Source organism: Blastococcus capsensis (assembly GCF_030165005.1).
In the GTDB taxonomy this organism is placed as follows: domain Bacteria; phylum Actinomycetota; class Actinomycetes; order Mycobacteriales; family Geodermatophilaceae; genus Blastococcus; species Blastococcus capsensis.
This window is the reverse complement of the sequence record NZ_JASNNW010000015.1, coordinates 37,148-52,597: the sequence shown is the minus strand read 5'-3', so window position 1 is coordinate 52,597 and position 15,450 is coordinate 37,148. Positions and strand designations below refer to the sequence as shown.

At 72.9% G+C, this 15,450-nt stretch carries 16 protein-coding genes; 4 read left to right on the top strand and 12 right to left on the bottom strand.

Annotated elements, in window-relative coordinates; genetic code table 11:
• Positions 1–116 precede the first annotated feature (116 nt).
• From QOZ86_RS13760 to QOZ86_RS13750, 3 genes are read right to left on the bottom strand one after another with little or no spacing between them, the layout of a single operon-like run.
• Positions 117–638 (bottom strand): hypothetical protein, encoded by a 522-nt coding sequence (locus QOZ86_RS13760; RefSeq protein ID WP_284492542.1) that lies wholly within the window; start codon positions 636–638, stop codon positions 117–119.
• The gene (locus QOZ86_RS13755) at positions 635–1,222 is read right to left on the bottom strand and encodes a hypothetical protein (RefSeq protein WP_284492541.1); all 588 of its coding nucleotides are present in this window, start codon (positions 1,220–1,222) and stop codon (positions 635–637) included. The genes QOZ86_RS13760 and QOZ86_RS13755 overlap by 4 nt, the downstream gene beginning before the upstream one ends.
• 38 nt (positions 1,223–1,260) lie before the next feature.
• The gene (locus QOZ86_RS13750; RefSeq protein WP_284492540.1) at positions 1,261–1,728 is read right to left on the bottom strand and encodes a PPOX class F420-dependent oxidoreductase; all 468 of its coding nucleotides are present in this window, start codon (positions 1,726–1,728) and stop codon (positions 1,261–1,263) included.
• A 77-nt stretch (positions 1,729–1,805) separates the two neighbouring features.
• On the opposite strand from QOZ86_RS13750, the gene QOZ86_RS13745 reads away from it, so the two are divergent.
• Together QOZ86_RS13745 and QOZ86_RS13740 are read left to right on the top strand one after the other, a co-directional pair.
• Positions 1,806–3,116 carry an AI-2E family transporter gene (locus QOZ86_RS13745; RefSeq protein WP_284492539.1) on the top strand — a complete coding sequence of 437 codons (1,311 nt, stop codon included), beginning with the start codon at positions 1,806–1,808 and terminating at the stop codon, positions 3,114–3,116.
• Positions 3,117–3,228: 112 nt separating this feature from the next.
• Positions 3,229–4,179, top strand: a complete 951-nt coding sequence (locus QOZ86_RS13740; RefSeq protein ID WP_284492538.1) for a proteasome assembly chaperone family protein — start codon at positions 3,229–3,231, stop codon at positions 4,177–4,179.
• A gap of 286 nt (positions 4,180–4,465) precedes the next feature.
• Here the strand turns inward: QOZ86_RS13740 and QOZ86_RS13735 are convergent, their stop codons facing one another.
• The 7 genes from QOZ86_RS13735 to QOZ86_RS13705 form a co-directional block, all read right to left on the bottom strand.
• Complete coding sequence (locus QOZ86_RS13735) at positions 4,466–6,124, bottom strand: catalase (protein WP_284492537.1); 1,659 nt, start codon at positions 6,122–6,124, stop codon at positions 4,466–4,468.
• Complete coding sequence (locus tag QOZ86_RS13730) at positions 6,121–6,594, bottom strand: Fur family transcriptional regulator (protein WP_284492536.1); 474 nt, start codon at positions 6,592–6,594, stop codon at positions 6,121–6,123. The genes QOZ86_RS13735 and QOZ86_RS13730 overlap by 4 nt, the downstream gene beginning before the upstream one ends.
• Before the next feature lie 98 nt (positions 6,595–6,692).
• Positions 6,693–7,568, bottom strand: a complete 876-nt coding sequence (purU, locus tag QOZ86_RS13725; RefSeq protein WP_284492535.1) for a formyltetrahydrofolate deformylase — start codon at positions 7,566–7,568, stop codon at positions 6,693–6,695.
• Between the two features lie 34 nt (positions 7,569–7,602).
• Positions 7,603–8,520: a non-homologous end-joining DNA ligase gene (gene ligD, locus QOZ86_RS13720; RefSeq protein ID WP_284492534.1), complete on the bottom strand. Its 918-nt coding sequence runs from the start codon at positions 8,518–8,520 to the stop codon at positions 7,603–7,605.
• Positions 8,517–9,488 (bottom strand): non-homologous end-joining DNA ligase, encoded by a 972-nt coding sequence (gene ligD / locus QOZ86_RS13715; RefSeq protein ID WP_284492533.1) that lies wholly within the window; start codon positions 9,486–9,488, stop codon positions 8,517–8,519. Before ligD (QOZ86_RS13715) ends, ligD (QOZ86_RS13720) begins: the two co-directional genes overlap by 4 nt.
• A 1-nt stretch (position 9,489) precedes the next feature.
• Positions 9,490–10,488: a non-homologous end joining protein Ku gene (ku, locus tag QOZ86_RS13710; RefSeq protein ID WP_284492532.1), complete on the bottom strand. Its 999-nt coding sequence runs from the start codon at positions 10,486–10,488 to the stop codon at positions 9,490–9,492.
• 138 nt (positions 10,489–10,626) lie between these two features.
• Entirely contained in the window at positions 10,627–11,202 is a 576-nt protein-coding gene (locus tag QOZ86_RS13705; RefSeq protein WP_284492531.1) for a DUF1360 domain-containing protein, read from the bottom strand.
• A 193-nt stretch (positions 11,203–11,395) separates the two neighbouring features.
• Here QOZ86_RS13705 and QOZ86_RS13700 point away from each other — a divergent pair, with 193 nt between their 5' ends.
• Positions 11,396–11,809, top strand: a complete 414-nt coding sequence (locus tag QOZ86_RS13700) for a hypothetical protein (RefSeq protein ID WP_284492530.1) — start codon at positions 11,396–11,398, stop codon at positions 11,807–11,809.
• 260 nt (positions 11,810–12,069) lie between these two features.
• A complete protein-coding gene (locus QOZ86_RS13695; protein WP_284492529.1) occupies positions 12,070–12,468 on the top strand; it encodes an STAS domain-containing protein in 399 nt (132 codons plus the stop codon).
• 70 nt (positions 12,469–12,538) lie between these two features.
• Here QOZ86_RS13695 and QOZ86_RS13690 read toward each other — a convergent pair whose 3' ends face one another.
• Together QOZ86_RS13690 and QOZ86_RS13685 are read right to left on the bottom strand one after the other, a co-directional pair.
• Positions 12,539–13,546: a DNA topoisomerase IB gene (locus QOZ86_RS13690; protein ID WP_284492528.1), complete on the bottom strand. Its 1,008-nt coding sequence runs from the start codon at positions 13,544–13,546 to the stop codon at positions 12,539–12,541.
• 58 nt (positions 13,547–13,604) lie between these two features.
• The gene (locus QOZ86_RS13685; RefSeq protein ID WP_284492527.1) at positions 13,605–15,425 is read right to left on the bottom strand and encodes a SpoIIE family protein phosphatase; all 1,821 of its coding nucleotides are present in this window, start codon (positions 15,423–15,425) and stop codon (positions 13,605–13,607) included.
• Between the last annotated feature and the right edge of the window lie 25 nt (positions 15,426–15,450).

Genomic DNA, 15,450 nt, shown 5'->3' with positions numbered 1-15,450 from the left:
TAGGGCGAGCGACACCAGCCGAGCCATCACCGGGAACTCGCGACGTCGACGCGGACGGCGATGCACCGCTCGCGCGGCACGTCCCCGCCCCGGCGGCCATCCTGCTCGACGTCCGATCAGCCGCGCAGCAGCACCGCGACGCCCACGCACGCGGCTGCCCACAGGGCGCTGGCCAGCGTGCCGACGATGAAGCGCTCGGCCGCGGCGGGGGCGCGGAGCTCGGAGAACCGGCCCAGCCCCTTGACGGCCAGGATGACCGCCAGCCCCTCGGGCCAGCCGACCAGCAGCGTGCCGGCGACCGCACCGCGCTCCAGGACCCCGATCCAGGCTCCGCCGCGGAGGATGTCGGGGTCCTGCGGTCCGCCGGACACTCCTGCGGCTGCGGGGTCGGCGGCGCGCAGCACTGCCGTCGCCACCGGACCGCCACCGGTCACGGCGGCGAGCGCCGCGAGCAGCGCGCCGACCTGCACCGGCCCCGGCGTGCCTTCGGCCGGCCACGCGAAGCCCGCCGCCACCGCCAGTGCGCCGACCAGCGCGATCGCGCTCGCGCCGGACGGTCCGGGGCGGTCGCCGCGGACGACGAGAGCCAGACCGGTCAGGGTCACCAGGCCGAGCAGGAGGAGGACGGCGACGGTCATCCGGCGGCCCGCCCGAGCAGCCGGACTGCCGTGGGCCGTAGATCCCGTTCCAGGTCCCAGGAGGCCGCGGCCAGCCGCTGGCCCACGGCCTGGCGGGAGATCCCGAGCTCGGCCGCGGCCTCGGCCTGGGTGCGCCCGTCCTCCACCAGGTCGATCGCCTCCCACGCCTGGAGGCTGCGGCGTCCCACCAGCACGGCCAGCGCGCTGAGCACCGCCTGCGCGTCGCCGGCATCGGGCGGCACCGCGCCGCGGACGGCGAGCCTCATGGGGCGCTGCTTCGCTGCGTCGACGGCCCGGCGGGCGCAGAGGAACGCCGGCCCGGTGCCGGCGCGCGTGCTACCCGGCAGCGGCGTCTGGACCGCCCCGGCGCCGATGCCGATGCTCCAGCCGCCCAGCCGGACCAGCCGCATCGCGACGTCGACGACGACCTCGGGCTCGCCGAGCACACCCTGGAACTCGTCACCCGCGGTCCGCTCGAACGCCAGCAGCGCATCCACGACGCCGTTCAGCTGCGTCAGCACGTCGGCCACCCGGTCGGGACCGCGCCGGCTCGCACGCTGGTCGACGGTCAGCACGAAAGGCATTACGCAAGCCTCTCACCTTTCCTCACCTTGGGCAAGGTTCAGAGCTTGTCAACGATGTCGGCCGGAAATCCGCCCGTGGCGATCGGGCCCCATCCGGTCACGGTGATCCGCAACAGCGACTTGCCCTGGCGCGTCATCGCCGTGCGGTACTCCGCCCAGTCGGGGTGCTCCCCGCTGATCGCGCGGTAGTAGTCCACCAGTGGCTCGAGCGCGTCGGGCAGGTCGAGCACCTCCGCTTCGCCGTCGAGCTGAACCCAGGGCCCGTCCCACTCGTCGGACAGGACGCACAGGGACACCGCGGCGTCCCGCCGGGCGTTGACCGCCTTCGCCCGCTGCGGATACGTCGAGACCACCACCCGCCCTTCGGCATCGACCCCGCACGTCACCGGGGACAGCTGGACGCCACCACCGCCGCGGCGGGTGAGCAGCACGGCCCGGTGCCGCGGGCGGAGGAACTCCAGGAGCGCATCCCGGTCGGCCCGGTCGGCGGTGGCGATCTTCGGCATGCCCCGAACGCTACGACGGAGGTGTGACGATCGTTTCTCGGCCGGTCGCCCATGGGCGACTGTGCTGAGATCAGGACATGAGGATCCGCTTGCCCGGTCGCACCGAGCCGCCACCGGACGAGACCGCCCACGATGTCGAACCCGACCAGCCGACGCCGGAGGCCGGCGTCGTGCCCGCGACGCATGCGCCCGCCCCGACCAACGAGCGCGGGCGACGCCTCCGACGGGCGAGCCGGTCGCTGGCCGTCGCCTCTGCCGAGCTGCTGCTGATCGTCGGCGGGCTGATCGTCCTGGGGTACGTCCTGGGCAAGCTCTGGGTCGTCCTGCTGCCCGTCGTCCTCGGGCTGCTCATCACCACCGTGCTGTGGCCGCCCACCCGGTTCCTCAGGAAGCACGGCTGGCCGGGTGCCCTGGCGGCGGCGACCGTGCTGATCGCCTTCCTCGCGACGTTCGGCGGCATCATCGCGCTGATCGCACCGCCGGTCGTGGGGCAGGTGGAGGAGCTCGGGGCAGGCGTCAGCGCGGGTCTGCAGCAGCTGCAGGCATGGCTGACGGGCCCACCGTTCAACCTGGGCGAGCAGCAGATCGGCGACGCCGTCGACGACGCGATCAACTCGATCCAGGGCAACGCGCAGAACATCGCCAGCTACGCCGTCACCGGCGCCGCGGCCATCGGCTCCGGACTGATCAACCTCGTCCTCGCCCTCCTCCTGACCTTCTTCTTCCTCAAGGACGGGCCGCGCTGGGTGCCGTGGCTGGCCGCGCAGACGGGCCCGCCCGCCGCACCGCACGTGGCCGCGCTGTCCTACAAGACGTGGGCGACGCTCTCCGAGTTCATCCGCCAGCAGGCCATCGTCGGGTTCGCCGACGCCTTCTTCATCGGCCTGGGCCTGTGGATCCTCGGTGTGCCGCTGGTCCTGCCACTGGCCGTGCTCACCTTCTTCGGCGCGTTCATCCCGATCATCGGCGCCTTCGTCGCCGGCGGGTTCGCGGTGCTGATCGCACTGGTCGACAGCGGCTTCACGACCGCGCTGATCGTGCTGGGCATCGTGCTCCTCGTGCAGCAGATCGAGGGCAACGTCCTCCAGCCGATCCTCCAGGGCCGCGGGCTGAACCTGCACGCCGCCGTGGTCATCCTGGCCGTCACCGCGGGCGCCAGCCTCGCGGGCATCATCGGCGCCTTCCTCGCCGTCCCGGTGACCGCGCTCATCGCCGTCTCCTACCGATACGCGCGGGACCAGCTCGACGGGAAGTCGCCGGAGGTCTTACCCGACGGGACGCGCGCGCAGATCACCGCTGACGCCACCGGCGCTCATCTGATCCGCGAGAAGGCGTCCGCGCCGACGGGCCCGCCGGAGGGCGACGGCCCGGAGGGGTCGGCGCGCTGAGCGACCCATCCGGGCGACGACGGGCCCGGAGGGAATGCCGCGAACCCAAGCGGGGCTGTACCGGCAGGCGTGGTCGCTCATCGCGTCGAACGAACCCTCAGGAGGTCAGACCGTGCTCCAGCAACCGGAGGACCTGGTCGAACTGCTCCCCGCGGCCGACCGTTTCCTCGCCCGCGAGTCGCCGGTTGCCGACCCGTCGCAGCGCCGCGGGCTGGTGCTGGTGCACGACCTCGCCGGCGATTTCGACGCCGCCTCCGCCGGCACCCTGGCCGGCGCGCACCTGCTCGCCGCGCTGCAGCACGAGGTGATCGCCCGCTTCGACGCCGACAGCCTCGTCGACTACCGGGCCCGCCGGCCGCGCATGACCTTCACCAGCGACCGGTACGAGTCGTTCAGCGCGCCGGAGATCCTGCTGCACGCGGTGGAGGACGACGCCGGCGAGCAGTTCCTGCTGCTGCACGGCGCCGAGCCGGACTACGCCTGGGAGCGGTTCGTCGCCGCCGTGGGCGGGCTCGTCGAGCGGCTCGGCGTGACCTCCGTCGTCGCCCTGCAGGCCATCCCGATGCCGGTGCCGCACACCCGGCCCGTCACCGTGACCGCGCACGCCACACGCCGCCAGCTGATCGAGCCGTATCCGGTGTACTGGGGCGAGATGCGCATCCCCGGCAGCGTCTCGGCGCTGCTCGAGCTGCGCATGGGCCAGGCCGGGGTGGACGCCCTCGGGGTCGCCGCGCACGTACCGCACTACCTCGCCCAGGCCACCTATCCCGCCGCGTCGGTGACGCTGATCGAGCACCTCGAGCGGCTGACCGGCCTGCACCTGCCCACGGAGGCGTTGCGGCAGGCCGCGGAGGCCAACCGCACCGAGATCGACGAGCAGATCGGGCGGTCGGACGAGAACGCGGCCGTCGTCGCGGCGCTGGAGCAGCAGTACGACTCGTTCACCGCCGCCCGTGAGGGCACCGACCTGCTGGGCAGCGCCGGCGAGGTGCCCAGCGCCGAGGAGATCGGCGCGGAGTTCGAGCGCTTCCTGGCCGACCAGGACAAGCGACCTCGAGACTGAACCGGGGCGCCCCGGACCGAGTCTCCCAGCAAGGTGCCCGTTCCGACCGCACCCATGACCGCCCCCATACGCACAGGGGCGGTCACGCGCCCCCGTCGACCGCCGTCGCAGGCATCCGGGCGGGAACGGGCAGCCATGACAGGAGCGGGCCGCGACCGGGAGACCCCGGTCGCGGCCCGTTGCCGTGCTGGTGGTGCGATCGATCAGGCGACGGCGTCATCCATCGCCTTCCGCGCCGCGATCCGCTCCTCGGTCGCCGGCGCTCCCTGCGATGCTCCCGCGGCTGTCAGGCGACGGTGACGTGCTCGTTCGGCACGCAGTGCGTCATGACGAGGCCCGTGACGTCGCGCCGGCCGTTCTTGCCGAGGTTGGCGGCGCGCTGCTGCTCCTCCTCGGACAGGGTCTGGCTCTGCAGCGGCGGCAGGCCGCGGACGTCGTCCGCGGTGATGCCGAGGGCGTCGCCGACGCGCTGGCCCCACTCGTCCTCGCACAGGAAGAAGTGCCAGACCATCCGCTCCTGGATCTCGCGGCGGCACTGCTGCAGCGCCCCGACCAGGTTGCTCACCAGGTCGTCCCTCTCCCACTGCTCCGACAGCAGGTAGCGCTCGCCGGCCTGCTTGTAATCGTTGGTGCGCGGGATCCGCTTGCGGGTGAGCCGGCCGGTGATGACCGGACCCTGCTCGTCCTGCGTCGGGTAGGTGGCCTCGCGCAGGCCGCCGGTGATCGACGGCTCGTAGTTGACGTGCGGATTGTCACCCACGACGTCGCGGCCGTAGGACATCGGGCCGCCCTGCTGGTTGGTGTTCACCTGCACCTTGGGGCGGTTGACCGGCAGCTGCAGGTAGTTCGGGCCCACCCGGTAGCGCTGGGTGTCGGAGTAGGAGAAGGTCCGGCCGACCAGCATCTTGTCGTCGGAGAAGTCCAATCCGTCGACCAGCACGCCGGTACCGAAGGCGATCTGCTCGTTCTCGGAGAAGAAGTCCTCCGGCATCCGGTTCAGCGTCATGGTGCCGATCTTGCGGAGCGGGAAGACCTCCTCCGGCCACACCTTGGTGTCGTCGAGCGGATCGAAGTCCAGCTCCGGGTGCTCGTCGTCGCTCATCAGCTGGACGTGCAGCTCCCAGGACGGGAAGTCACCGGCGGCGATCGAGTCGTAGAGGTCCTTGGTGTGGGACCCGGTGCTCTGCGCCTGGATCGCCGCGCCGTCGGCGGCGGTCAGGGACTTGACACCCTGCCGGGGCAGCCAGTGGTACTTGACCAGGACGGCCTCGCCCTGGGCGTTCACCCACTTGTAGGTGTTCACGCCGAAGCCCTGCATGTGCCGGTAGGTCGCCGGCAGGCCGCGGGGGCTGAAGACGAGCGAGACCATGTGCAGGGCCTCGGGGGCCTGGCTGAAGAAGTCGAACGCGCGCTCGGCGACGTTGGCCTCGAAGGTGACCGGGTCGGGCTTCTGCGAGTGGATGAAGTCGGGGAACTTGATGGCGTCCCGGATGAAGAAGACACCCAGGTTGTTGCCGACGAGGTCCCAGTTGCCGTCCTCGGTGTAGAACTTCACCGCGAAGCCACGCGGGTCGCGGGCCATCTCGGAGGAGTCGCGGCCACCGGCCACGGTGGAGAACCGCAGCGCGACGTCGGTGCGCTTGCCCTTCTCCTGGAACAGCTTGGCGCGGGTGTAGTTGCTGATCGGCTCGTCACCGACGGTGCCGTCGGCCTCGAAGTAGCCGTAGGCGGTGACCCCGCGGGCGTGCACGACGCGCTCCGGGATGCGCTCCCGGTCGAAGTGGCTGATCTTCTCGAGGAACTGGTAGTTCTCCAGCGTGGCTGGGCCCCGGGCGCCCACGGTGCGCTGGTTCTGGTTGTCGTAGACCGGGTGGCCCTGACGGTTGGTCAGGACCGGCTTGCCGGCCTGGCTGGGCGCGGTGCCCTGCGATGCGACGTCGGTCATGCTCCTGCTCCTCCTCGGATGTCGTGCTCGTGGATCTGCGCTGACTGAGCTGAGGTGTCTGCCCGGCAGATCCGGCAGAGACCCCAGAAGACGACCTCGGCCTCGTCGACGACGAAGCCGGCCGCGTCGGACGGGGTCAGACAGGGGGCTGCACCCAGGGTGCAGTCCACGTCGGCGACCGCGCCACACGAGCGGCAGACCAGGTGGTGGTGGTTGTCGTCCACCCGCAGCTCGAACAACGCCGGCGCGCCGGCCGGCTCGATGCGGCGGGCGAGCCCCGCGGCGACGAACGCCTTGAGCACCCCGTAGACGGCCTGGGGCGACAGCGACGGGTGCAGCTGCCGAGCTCCCGTCACGATCGTCTCGGCGTCCGCGTGCGGGTGGCCGGCCAGCACGCTGAGCACGGACAGGCGAGGCCGCGTCACCCGCAGCCCGGCATCCCGCAACTGCTGCGGCCAGGTCGTCTCCATCGGGGACCACTCAACCCCGTTGTTTTGATCTGGTCAATTCAAAGATTCGCGCCGGTGGCCTCCGTCACCGCCGCCCATCCCGCCATCGTCGCGGCCCTTCAGGCGAAGACGATCGTGCGGTCGCCTTCGACGATCACCCGGTCCTCCACGTGCCAGGTGACCGCCTGGGCGAGCACCTGCCGCTCCACGTACCGGCCCACCCGGCGCATGTCCTCCACCGTGGCGCGGTGGTCCACGCGCGCCACCTCCTGCTCGATGATCGGCCCGGCGTCGAGTTCCGCGGTCACGTAGTGCGCGGTGGCCCCGATCAGCTTCACCCCGCGGTCGTGCGCCGCCCGGTAGGGGTTCGCGCCCACGAACGCCGGCAGGAAGCTGTGGTGGATGTTGATCAGCCGCTCGGGGAACCGCGCGCAGAACTCCGGGGACACGATCTGCATGTACCGCGCGAGCACGACCAGGTCGGCATCGCCGACGATCTCCAGCGCGCGAGTCTCGGCCGCGGCCTTCGTGTCCGGCGCCACCGGCACCTGGTGGAACGGGATGCCCGCCGCCGCCGCGACCGGCTCGAGGTCGGGGTGGTTGGAGATGACGGCAACGATGTCGGCACGGAGGTCGCCGGCGCGCACCCGGTAGACGAGTTCCTGCAGGACGTGGTCGGTGCGGCTCACGAACACGGCGATCGTCGGCCGGTGACTGGCGTCGACCAGACGCCAGGTCAGCCGCCACTCCCCCGCCAGCCCGGCCAGCCGCCGCTCCAGCTCGGCCCGCCGCTCGGCCAGCCCCGCGAGCACGAACTCCAGCCGCAGGGTGAACGTCCCCCCGCTGGGGTCCGAGGAGTGCTGCTGGGAGTCGGTGATGTTCGCGCCGACGTCGGCCATCAGACCGCTGAGGACGGCGACGATCCCGGGCCGGTCCGGACATCGGACGACCAGCCGCCCGACGTCGGTGAAGCGGTCGTCCTGCGCAAGAGCCATACCGGAGATGATCTCACCGGCGCCGGGGCGGTCCTCAGACCTGTGGCAGCCGGGCCCTGCGCCGGTCGGCGATGTCGAACAGGTCGCCCCACTCCTCCACCCGGTCCAGCACCTCCGCGGTGCGGAAGCGCAGCGCGCCCGGGTCCGCGCCGTCGCGGACCGCGTCGACCTCGTCCCAGCCGATCGGGGTGGAGACGGTGGCATCGGGCCGGGCACGCAGCGAGTAGGGCGCCACCGTGGTCTTGGCCGTGTTGTTCTGGCTCCAGTCGACCAGGACCTTGCCTGGTCGCAGCGCCTTCTCCATCCGCCAGACGACCAGGTCCGGAGTCTCCGCGGTGAGCTTCTGGGCCAGCTTCTTGGCGTACCGGCTGGGGTGGTCGCGGTCGCTCACGCGGATGGGGGCGTACACCTGCATCCCCTTGGACCCCGACGTCTTGACCACCGGGTCCAGCCCGTCGTCGACCAGCCGGACGCGCAACCGCTCGGCGAGGTGGCAGCACTCGGTGATGCCGGTGCCCGGGCCCGGATCGAGGTCCAGCACCAGCAGGTCCGGCAGGGCCGGCTGCAGCTTGCTGCCCACCTGCCACTGCGGCACGTGCAGCTCCAGCGCCGCGAGGTTCGCCGCCCAGGCCAGGTCCGCCACCGTCTCGAGGATGACCATCTCCAGAGTCTCCCGGCCCTTGGAGCTGCCGGGGCTGGGCACCGTGACCTTGCGGACCCAGTCGGGCGCGTGCCGGGCGCTGTTCTTCTCGAAGAACGCCTGCCCCTCCACCCCGTCGGGCCACCGGGTGAAGGTCACCGGCCGGCCCGAGAGGTGCGGCAGGAGGGCCGGCGCGATCCGCACGTAGTAGTCGATCACCTGGGCCTTGGTGAACGACACCTCCGGGAACAGCACCTTGTCGAGGTTCGAGACCTCCAGCTGCCGCCCGTCGACCCGTACCCGTTGTCTCACGGCTCCACCACCACGTCGGCGACGTCGACGTCCTCGCGCAGGCCGCGCCACGACGGGTGGCGCAGCCGGCCTTCCGCCGTCCAGCCGGTGAACGCCACCTCCCCGACGAGCTCCGGCTCCACCCAGCGCGCGTCCCGGGTGACCTCCCGCGGCAGCGCACCGGCGAACGGGCTGGTGCGCCGGGGGGCGAGGCTGCCCTGCAGATCGCGCAGCGCCCGGTCGGTGAAGCCGGTGCCCACGTGCCCGGCGTAGACCAGGCGGCCGGCGTCGTCGTGCACCCCGAACAGCAGGGAGCCGATCGTGCCCGCCCGCCGGCCGGCACCGGGGCGCCATCCGCCGACGACGACCGACTGCGCGCGGACGTTCTTGACCTTCCGCCAGTCGGGGCTGCGCGCGCCCGGCCGGTAGGGCGAGTCCAGCCGCTTGGCGACGACGCCCTCGAGTTCGTTCGCCCGGCTGGCGGCGTGCACCCGCTCGCCCCCGCCGCGGAACCACGGAGTGGTCACCCAGCGGTGCCCGCCGGGCGTCAGCTCGTCCAGGAGGGACCGGCGCTCGGCGTAGGGCAGGCCGGTGAGGTCCTGGCCGTCGTGCGCGAGAAGGTCGAAGACGAGGTAGGTGACCGGGCGGGCGACCGCGAGCCGGACGACCTCCGGCCCCGTCCGGTGCATGCGGTTCTGCAGCGCGCCGAAGTCGGGCCGGCCCGCCTCGTCCATCGCGACGATCTCGCCGTCGACCACGGCGCTGGGGCCGTCGACTCCCGCGGGCAGCGCGGCGAGCTCGGGATAGCGGACGGTGATGTTCCCGCCCTTGCGGGACCGCAGCTCCAGCCGGCCGTCGCGCACGGCGGCGACGGCGCGGACGCCGTCCCACTTGAACTCGTAACCCCAGGCGGCGTCGTCGGCCGACGGCAGCTCCCCCGCGACCGCGAGCATCGGCAGCGGGAGCTCGCCCGGATCGGGGGCGGTCACGTCAGGCGCTGCGGCGGGTCCGCTTGGCCGGCGGCTTGCCACCGGCGGCCTTCTCCGCCGGAGCCGCGGTCTTCTTCGCCGCCGGAGCCTTCTTCGCTGTGCTGCGCTTCGTCGCCGGGGCCTCGTCGTCCGCGGCCGGTGCCGCCTTCTTCGCCGCCGCCTTCCTGGCGGGCGCGGCCTTCTTCACCGGAGCCGCCTTCTTCACCGGCGCGGCGGGCTCCTCCTCGCCGCCGCGGGCGCGCTCCACGCTGCGGCGCAGCGCGCTCATCAGGTCCACGACGGCGGCGCCGCTGTCGGCGACCTCGGGCACCGGCTGGACATCGCCGCCGGTCGCCTTCGCCTCGAGCAGGGCGGCCATCGCCTCGCGGTAGTCGTCGGTGAACTCACCGGGGTCGAAGTCGCCGGACATCGAGGAGATCAGCGCCTCGGCCATCTGCAGCTCCTGCGGCCGGACGGCGACGTCCTCGTCCAGGAAGGCGAAGTCCGGACGCCGGATCTCGTCGGGCCACCGCATCGTGTGCAGGACCAGCACGCCCTCCCGGACGCGCAGCGCGGCCAGGGATTCCCGCTGACGGATGGCGATCTTGGTGATGGCCACCTGGCCGGCGTTCTCCAGCGCGTCGCGCAGCAGCACGTAGGGGCGGGTGGCCGGGCCGTCGGGCTCCAGGTAGTACGTCTTCTCGAAGTGGATCGGGTCGATCTGGTCCTGGTCGACGAACTCCAGCACCTCGATCTCCCGCCGGGAGGAGAGCGGCAACTCCTCGAAGTCCGCGTCGGTGAGGATGACCAGCTGGCCGTCGGGCAGCTCGTACCCCTTGGCGATGTCGCCGTACTCGACTTCTTCGCCGTCGATCGAGCAGACCCGCTTGTACTTCACCCGGCCGCCGTCGGCGGCGTGCACCTGGTGGAACCGGATGTCGTGGTCCTCGGTGGCCGAGTACAGCTTCACCCCGATGCTGACCAGGCCGAACGACACGGCGCCGCGCCAGATCGAACGCATGCCGCTCCTCCCACGCACCCGGTGCCCCGGGCGCTCCCGGGTCAAGATCGCAGGATAGGTCCGGACCGGCGCCTGCGGCACTCCGAACGGCGCGCCCGATCCCTCCTCCGGAGGACGGGGGGCGCGCCGGCCGGAGGATCAGGACTGCTCGTCCCCCTGGCCCTGCGCGGGGGCCAGCGCGCCGTTCTGGATCGAGTCGTAGACGAACTGCAGGACGTCGGAGCCGGCGACGGTGGTCATGGTGAGGGCTGCGAGGCGGGTCGCCCGCGGGGCGGAGACGTAACCGAAGACGAACGCCGTCCCCACCCACTGTGCCAGGCAGAACGGGCAGGTGAGCAGCTCACCGACGGCATGTTTCACCCCGCCGTGCTCCCGCACCTCCTCCTCGATCTCCGCGGGACCCGAAGCGCCCTGGAAGGCGGTGAACGGCGCCCGGATCGGCGCGGTCACCGGGTCCTTGGCCAGCCGGCGGGCGAGCCGGAAGGTCGCGATGGTGAGCAGTGCGGCGTCGCCCAGCGGGATCCGCTCGGGCAGCTGACGGCCGGACGCGCGCACCGCCACCGCACCGGCCGCCACCAGGCTCGAGTACACCCCCATCGCGCCCAGGGAGCCGCCCAGCGGGCGCGCCTCCCCGTTGGTGTACTCGCGCTTCTGGACCCGCGCCCACCGGAAGAGCGGAGCCCCGACCCGCTGGACCTCGTCTGCGATCGCCATGCCCTCCCGGCTACCCCGCCGCGGGCCGGCCATGCGGCGCCCGTCGGGGAGTGGGCCGATGCACACCGGCGCATGGCGGCGCACGGCCCGGGTAGGGCGGTGGTCCGACGCCGGTCCCGGAACCGGCTCCGGCGCCCGGCGACGGACGCCACGAGAACGACGCGCGCACGCCGCGCAGAGACGGAGGCACCGCATGACCCAGCCCGAGGGCCAGACCGCGCGCGACATCTTCCCGGCGGACGACGGCATCCCCGAGGTGGCCCAGGACGACTCCCCCACGCAGGCGTGGAAGGAGGACCCCCAGTTCGCGCCGCTGCCCGGCGAACGGGCCGGCGCCAGCGCCGACTTCGGCACCACGGCGTTCGAGCAGTCCGAGGGCGAGTCCCTCTCCGGCCGGCTCGACCGGGAGATCTCCGACGACTCGCCGGACGTCCGGCCCGCCGAGGACCCGAACCGGGCCGAAGCCCAGCTGGAGCAGGACACCTCCACCAGCCCGGACACCGACTCGGGGACCAACCGCACGGCCGACGACGTCGAGGCCACCGCCGACGTCCCGGTGGGTGGAGAGGGGCCCGAGGAGGGGGCCGTCCACATCACCGGGGGCTGATCCCACACCGCCGCATCTCCGCCGACCCACCCTCCGGAGACACCCCCACGGGTGTCTCCCGGGGGGTGGGTTGGCGCGCGCGCGGTCGGTTGTCTACGTTGGGTCAGCGGTTCAGCAGCAAGCCGCCCGTGCCGGACCGGTGGTCCGGCACACACCGTGTTCGACACCGGTGGGACGGGGACGTCGAGTCCCCGGACCGCCCAGCGGTAGATTGTCCGGGCGGTCCGCCGTCCGGGTGCCGCCGAGAGGAGCAACAGTCCGTGACCACTTCCGACCTGCCCGCCGAGGGGCAGCCCGACGTGTCGACCGAAGGCACCGAGGCCCCCTTCGACGACGTGATCACGCTCTCGACCTCCACCGACGAGGACGGCACGGTCACGGTCACGGTCGTCGGGGAGGTGGACACCTTCACTGCCCCCGTGCTCCGTTCCACGCTGGACAGCCAGCTCGAGGCGCAGCCGCGTGAGCTCGTGATCGACCTCTCCGGCGTCCAGTTCCTGGGCTCCGCCGGCCTCGCCGTGCTCGTCGAGACCCAGAAGTCGGCCCGTAGCCGTGAGGTCGCCCTGCAGCTGATCGCCACCACGCGTGCCGTCACCCGGCCGCTCGAGGTCACCGGCCTCATCGACCTGTTCACGATCGCCGACAGCCCGGCACGCTGATCGACGCCGGGTCCGTCCCGGCACCCGAGGAAGGCCCCCACCGGATCACCGGCGGGGGCCTTCCTCGCGTTCAGGCCGACAGCAGCTGGCAGACCGCCTGCTCCAGGACCTTCTGGGTGTCCCGGTCGGCCTCCACCTGGTCGGCCACCTGGAGCGCCTGGGCCACCGTCTCACCGTGCTCGAAGCGGTCGACCACCCGCGGGTCGACGTAGCTGGCCTTGCAGACCGCCGGCGTGTTCCCCAGCTGCTCGCTGACCCGCTTGTAGGCGGCGCTGATCACCCGCTTGCGGGCAGTTTTCGAGGGCGGCGGCGGCGCCTCCGCCAGCGCGGCCGCCATCAGCACGGTCGCCGTCCAGGTCCGGAAGTCCTTCGCGGTGATCTCGGCTCCGCTGATCTCCTTGAGATAGGAGTTGACCTCCGCGCTGGTCACGTCCTGCCACTCGCCGTCCTCGGTCTGGTAGGCGAGCAGGTCCTCCCCGGCGTCGGCCGGGCGCTCCAGCAGCTGGCGGACCACGGTGGCCGTGGGCCGGTCGGTGATCTCGACCTCGCGTTCGATGCCACCCTTGGCGGTGTAGGAGTAGAAGGTCCGCTCGCCACGGACCGACACGTGCGCCCGCTTCAGGGTGGCCAGTCCGTAGGTCCCGTTCTCTTCCTCGTACTGCTCGCTGCCCACCCGGAAGGCACCGAGGTCGAGCATCCGGATGGCGGTGGCGAGCACCCGGTCGCGGTTCAGGCCGCGGGTCCGCAACCCGGCCTGGACCGCATCCCGGACATCGGGGAGCTCACGGGCGATCTCCAGGACCCGCTCGTGCTTCTCCGCGTCGCGCCGGGTCCGCCACTCGTCGTGGTAGCGGTACTGACGGCGGCCGGCGGCGTCGACGCCGGTCGCCTGGATGTGGCCGCCCGGCCAGGGGCAGATCCAGACGTCCTTCCAGGCCGGCGGGATGGCCAGCTGCCGGATCCGGTCCAGGCGGTCGTCCCTGATGAGGGCGCCGTCGGTGTCGTAGTAGGCGAAACCGCGCCCGGCCCGCCGGCGTCGGTACCCGGGGCCGTGCACGTCGCTACGCCGCAGTCTCACGGGCGGTGGGTGTGCACCGGAGCCGTTCCGCAAACGCTCCCGGACACAGCGTCACACCTCAGCGGAGGTCGACCAGACCGTCCAGCCCGCTGATCTCCAGGACGTGGCGGGTGACGCCGCCCTCGGGCGCGTGCACCACCAGCCGCCAGGACTCGTCCCGCGCGATGCGCGCCATCGCCAGGACCACCCGCACGGCGGCACTGCTGAACAGGCTCACCCCGGCGAGATCGAGCTCCGTCGGGCCGGCGCCGCCGTGGCTGGCCTCCAGCATGCGGATCCGTAGTTGCTCGGCGGCCGCGGCGTCGACCGCGCCCCTGGCCCGCACGACCGGCCGCTCGCCGCTCCGGTCGACCACGACGTCGGCGTTGTCGGGCAGGCGGTGCTCGTCGAGGTCCTCCTCCGGCGTGCGGCGTAGCCGGAAGCTCAACGTGACCGTGGTACCGCCGTCCTCCGCCAGCGTCACGCCGTCGACCAGCTGGCGCATGATCAGCAGGCCACGCCCGCGGTCGCCGGGGTCGCGGTCCGGCGGTCGCCAGGCCCCCTCGTCGCGCACGGTCACGGTCAGGACGCCGTCGACATCGACCTGCGCGGTCACCGACATCGGCCCGGGCTCGCTGCCGCGGTAGGCGTGCTCGGCGGAGTTCGCGCAGGCTTCCCCGACCGCCACCATCACGGCGACCCGGTCCTGTTCCCCCATGCCGAGCTCGCTCAGCCAGGCGCTGAGCCGGCGGCGCACCCCGGGCAACGCCGAGGGCACCGCGACCAGGTCCATCCGGAGCGACTGCTGCGCGGTGGCCCGGCGGTGGGCCACCAGGACGGCGACGTCGTCGAGCCAGCCGTGCGGCCGGCGCACCCCTTCGGCGACCGCTGCGGCGAGCCCGGCCGCGGCCTCGACGTCGAGGGCACCCGGCGCGTCCAGCACTTCCCGGGCGACCTCTCCCAGCCGGTCCAGCGCCTCCGCGGGGGCGATCCCGGTGCCGGCGAGGGCGCCGTTGGAGAACAGGACGAGGGTGGCGCCCTGGGGCAGGACCTCCTCGTGCACGGGGGCCTGGGTGCCGGGCATGCTTCCCAGCGGTGGCCGCGGGGTCATCGCGAGGAAGGACGTGCTCCCGTCCGGCAGCACCACCAGGGGCGCGGGATGGCCGGCCGCGCTGTACACGAGCCGCCCCGAGGCGGCGTCCAGGACGCCGTAGAACACCGACGTGCCCTCGACGTCGTCCATCTGGGCGGCGAAGGCATCGAGCGCCGCGACCACGCCCGCCGGCTCCGCGTCGCGCAGCAGCGTGGAGCGCATCGCCCCGCGCAAGCGGCTCATCGCGCCGGCTGCGGGCACCCCGTGCCCCACTGCGTCGCCGACCACGAGCGCGACCCGTCCGTTGCCGAGGGGGACGGCGTCGTACCAGTCACCGCCGGCGACGGAGAGGTCGGTGGCCTGGTGGTAGCTGCCGGACAGGCTGACGTCGGGCAGCATCGGCAACGACGGTGGCAGCAGCGACAGCTGCGCCCGGTGGACGTCGTCGGTCGCCAGCGCCTCGAGCAGGACCAGCGCCCCGGCGCGTCCGCCCACCGTCATGGGCCGGGCGGTCGCCGTCGTCATCGGGCCGTCGTTCCCCAGGCTCCCGTGCACGGTCTGGGCCTGGCCGGTGCGCAGCGCGGTGTCCACCAGGTCGGCCACCGGGCGCCCGGAGATCTCGGGCAGCCCGTTGCGGCGCGCCTCCAGCTGCCGCGCGCGGGCGTTCACCCAGAGCGGTTCCGCGGCATCGGCGACCAGGCAGAACATGGCGTCCGGCGCGTTCTCGAGGGCGGCGAGCAGCACAGCGGAGCCCTCGTCCGGAGGGACGTCGGGGCCGGGTGGCAGACTGTCGGAACTGGCGCTCATCTCCGGCCAGGAAACAGCAGGGGCC

Bases quoted from the DNA above. Each gene is read 5' to 3' on its own strand.
- QOZ86_RS13760 (WP_284492542.1), bottom strand. From the start codon at position 638: ATGACCGTCGCCGTCCTCCTCCTGCTCGGCCTGGTGACCCTGACCGGT.
- QOZ86_RS13755 (WP_284492541.1), bottom strand. From the start codon at position 1,222: ATGCCTTTCGTGCTGACCGTCGACCAGCGTGCGAGCCGGCGCGGTCCC.
- QOZ86_RS13750 (WP_284492540.1), bottom strand. From the start codon at position 1,728: ATGCCGAAGATCGCCACCGCCGACCGGGCCGACCGGGATGCGCTCCTG.
- QOZ86_RS13745 (WP_284492539.1), top strand. From the start codon at position 1,806: ATGAGGATCCGCTTGCCCGGTCGCACCGAGCCGCCACCGGACGAGACC.
- QOZ86_RS13735 (WP_284492537.1), bottom strand. From the start codon at position 6,124: ATGACCGACGTCGCATCGCAGGGCACCGCGCCCAGCCAGGCCGGCAAG.
- QOZ86_RS13730 (WP_284492536.1), bottom strand. From the start codon at position 6,594: ATGGAGACGACCTGGCCGCAGCAGTTGCGGGATGCCGGGCTGCGGGTG.
- purU (WP_284492535.1), bottom strand. From the start codon at position 7,568: ATGGCTCTTGCGCAGGACGACCGCTTCACCGACGTCGGGCGGCTGGTC.
- ku (WP_284492532.1), bottom strand. From the start codon at position 10,488: ATGCGTTCGATCTGGCGCGGCGCCGTGTCGTTCGGCCTGGTCAGCATC.
- QOZ86_RS13705 (WP_284492531.1), bottom strand. From the start codon at position 11,202: ATGGCGATCGCAGACGAGGTCCAGCGGGTCGGGGCTCCGCTCTTCCGG.
- QOZ86_RS13700 (WP_284492530.1), top strand. From the start codon at position 11,396: ATGACCCAGCCCGAGGGCCAGACCGCGCGCGACATCTTCCCGGCGGAC.
- QOZ86_RS13685 (WP_284492527.1), bottom strand. From the start codon at position 15,425: ATGAGCGCCAGTTCCGACAGTCTGCCACCCGGCCCCGACGTCCCTCCG.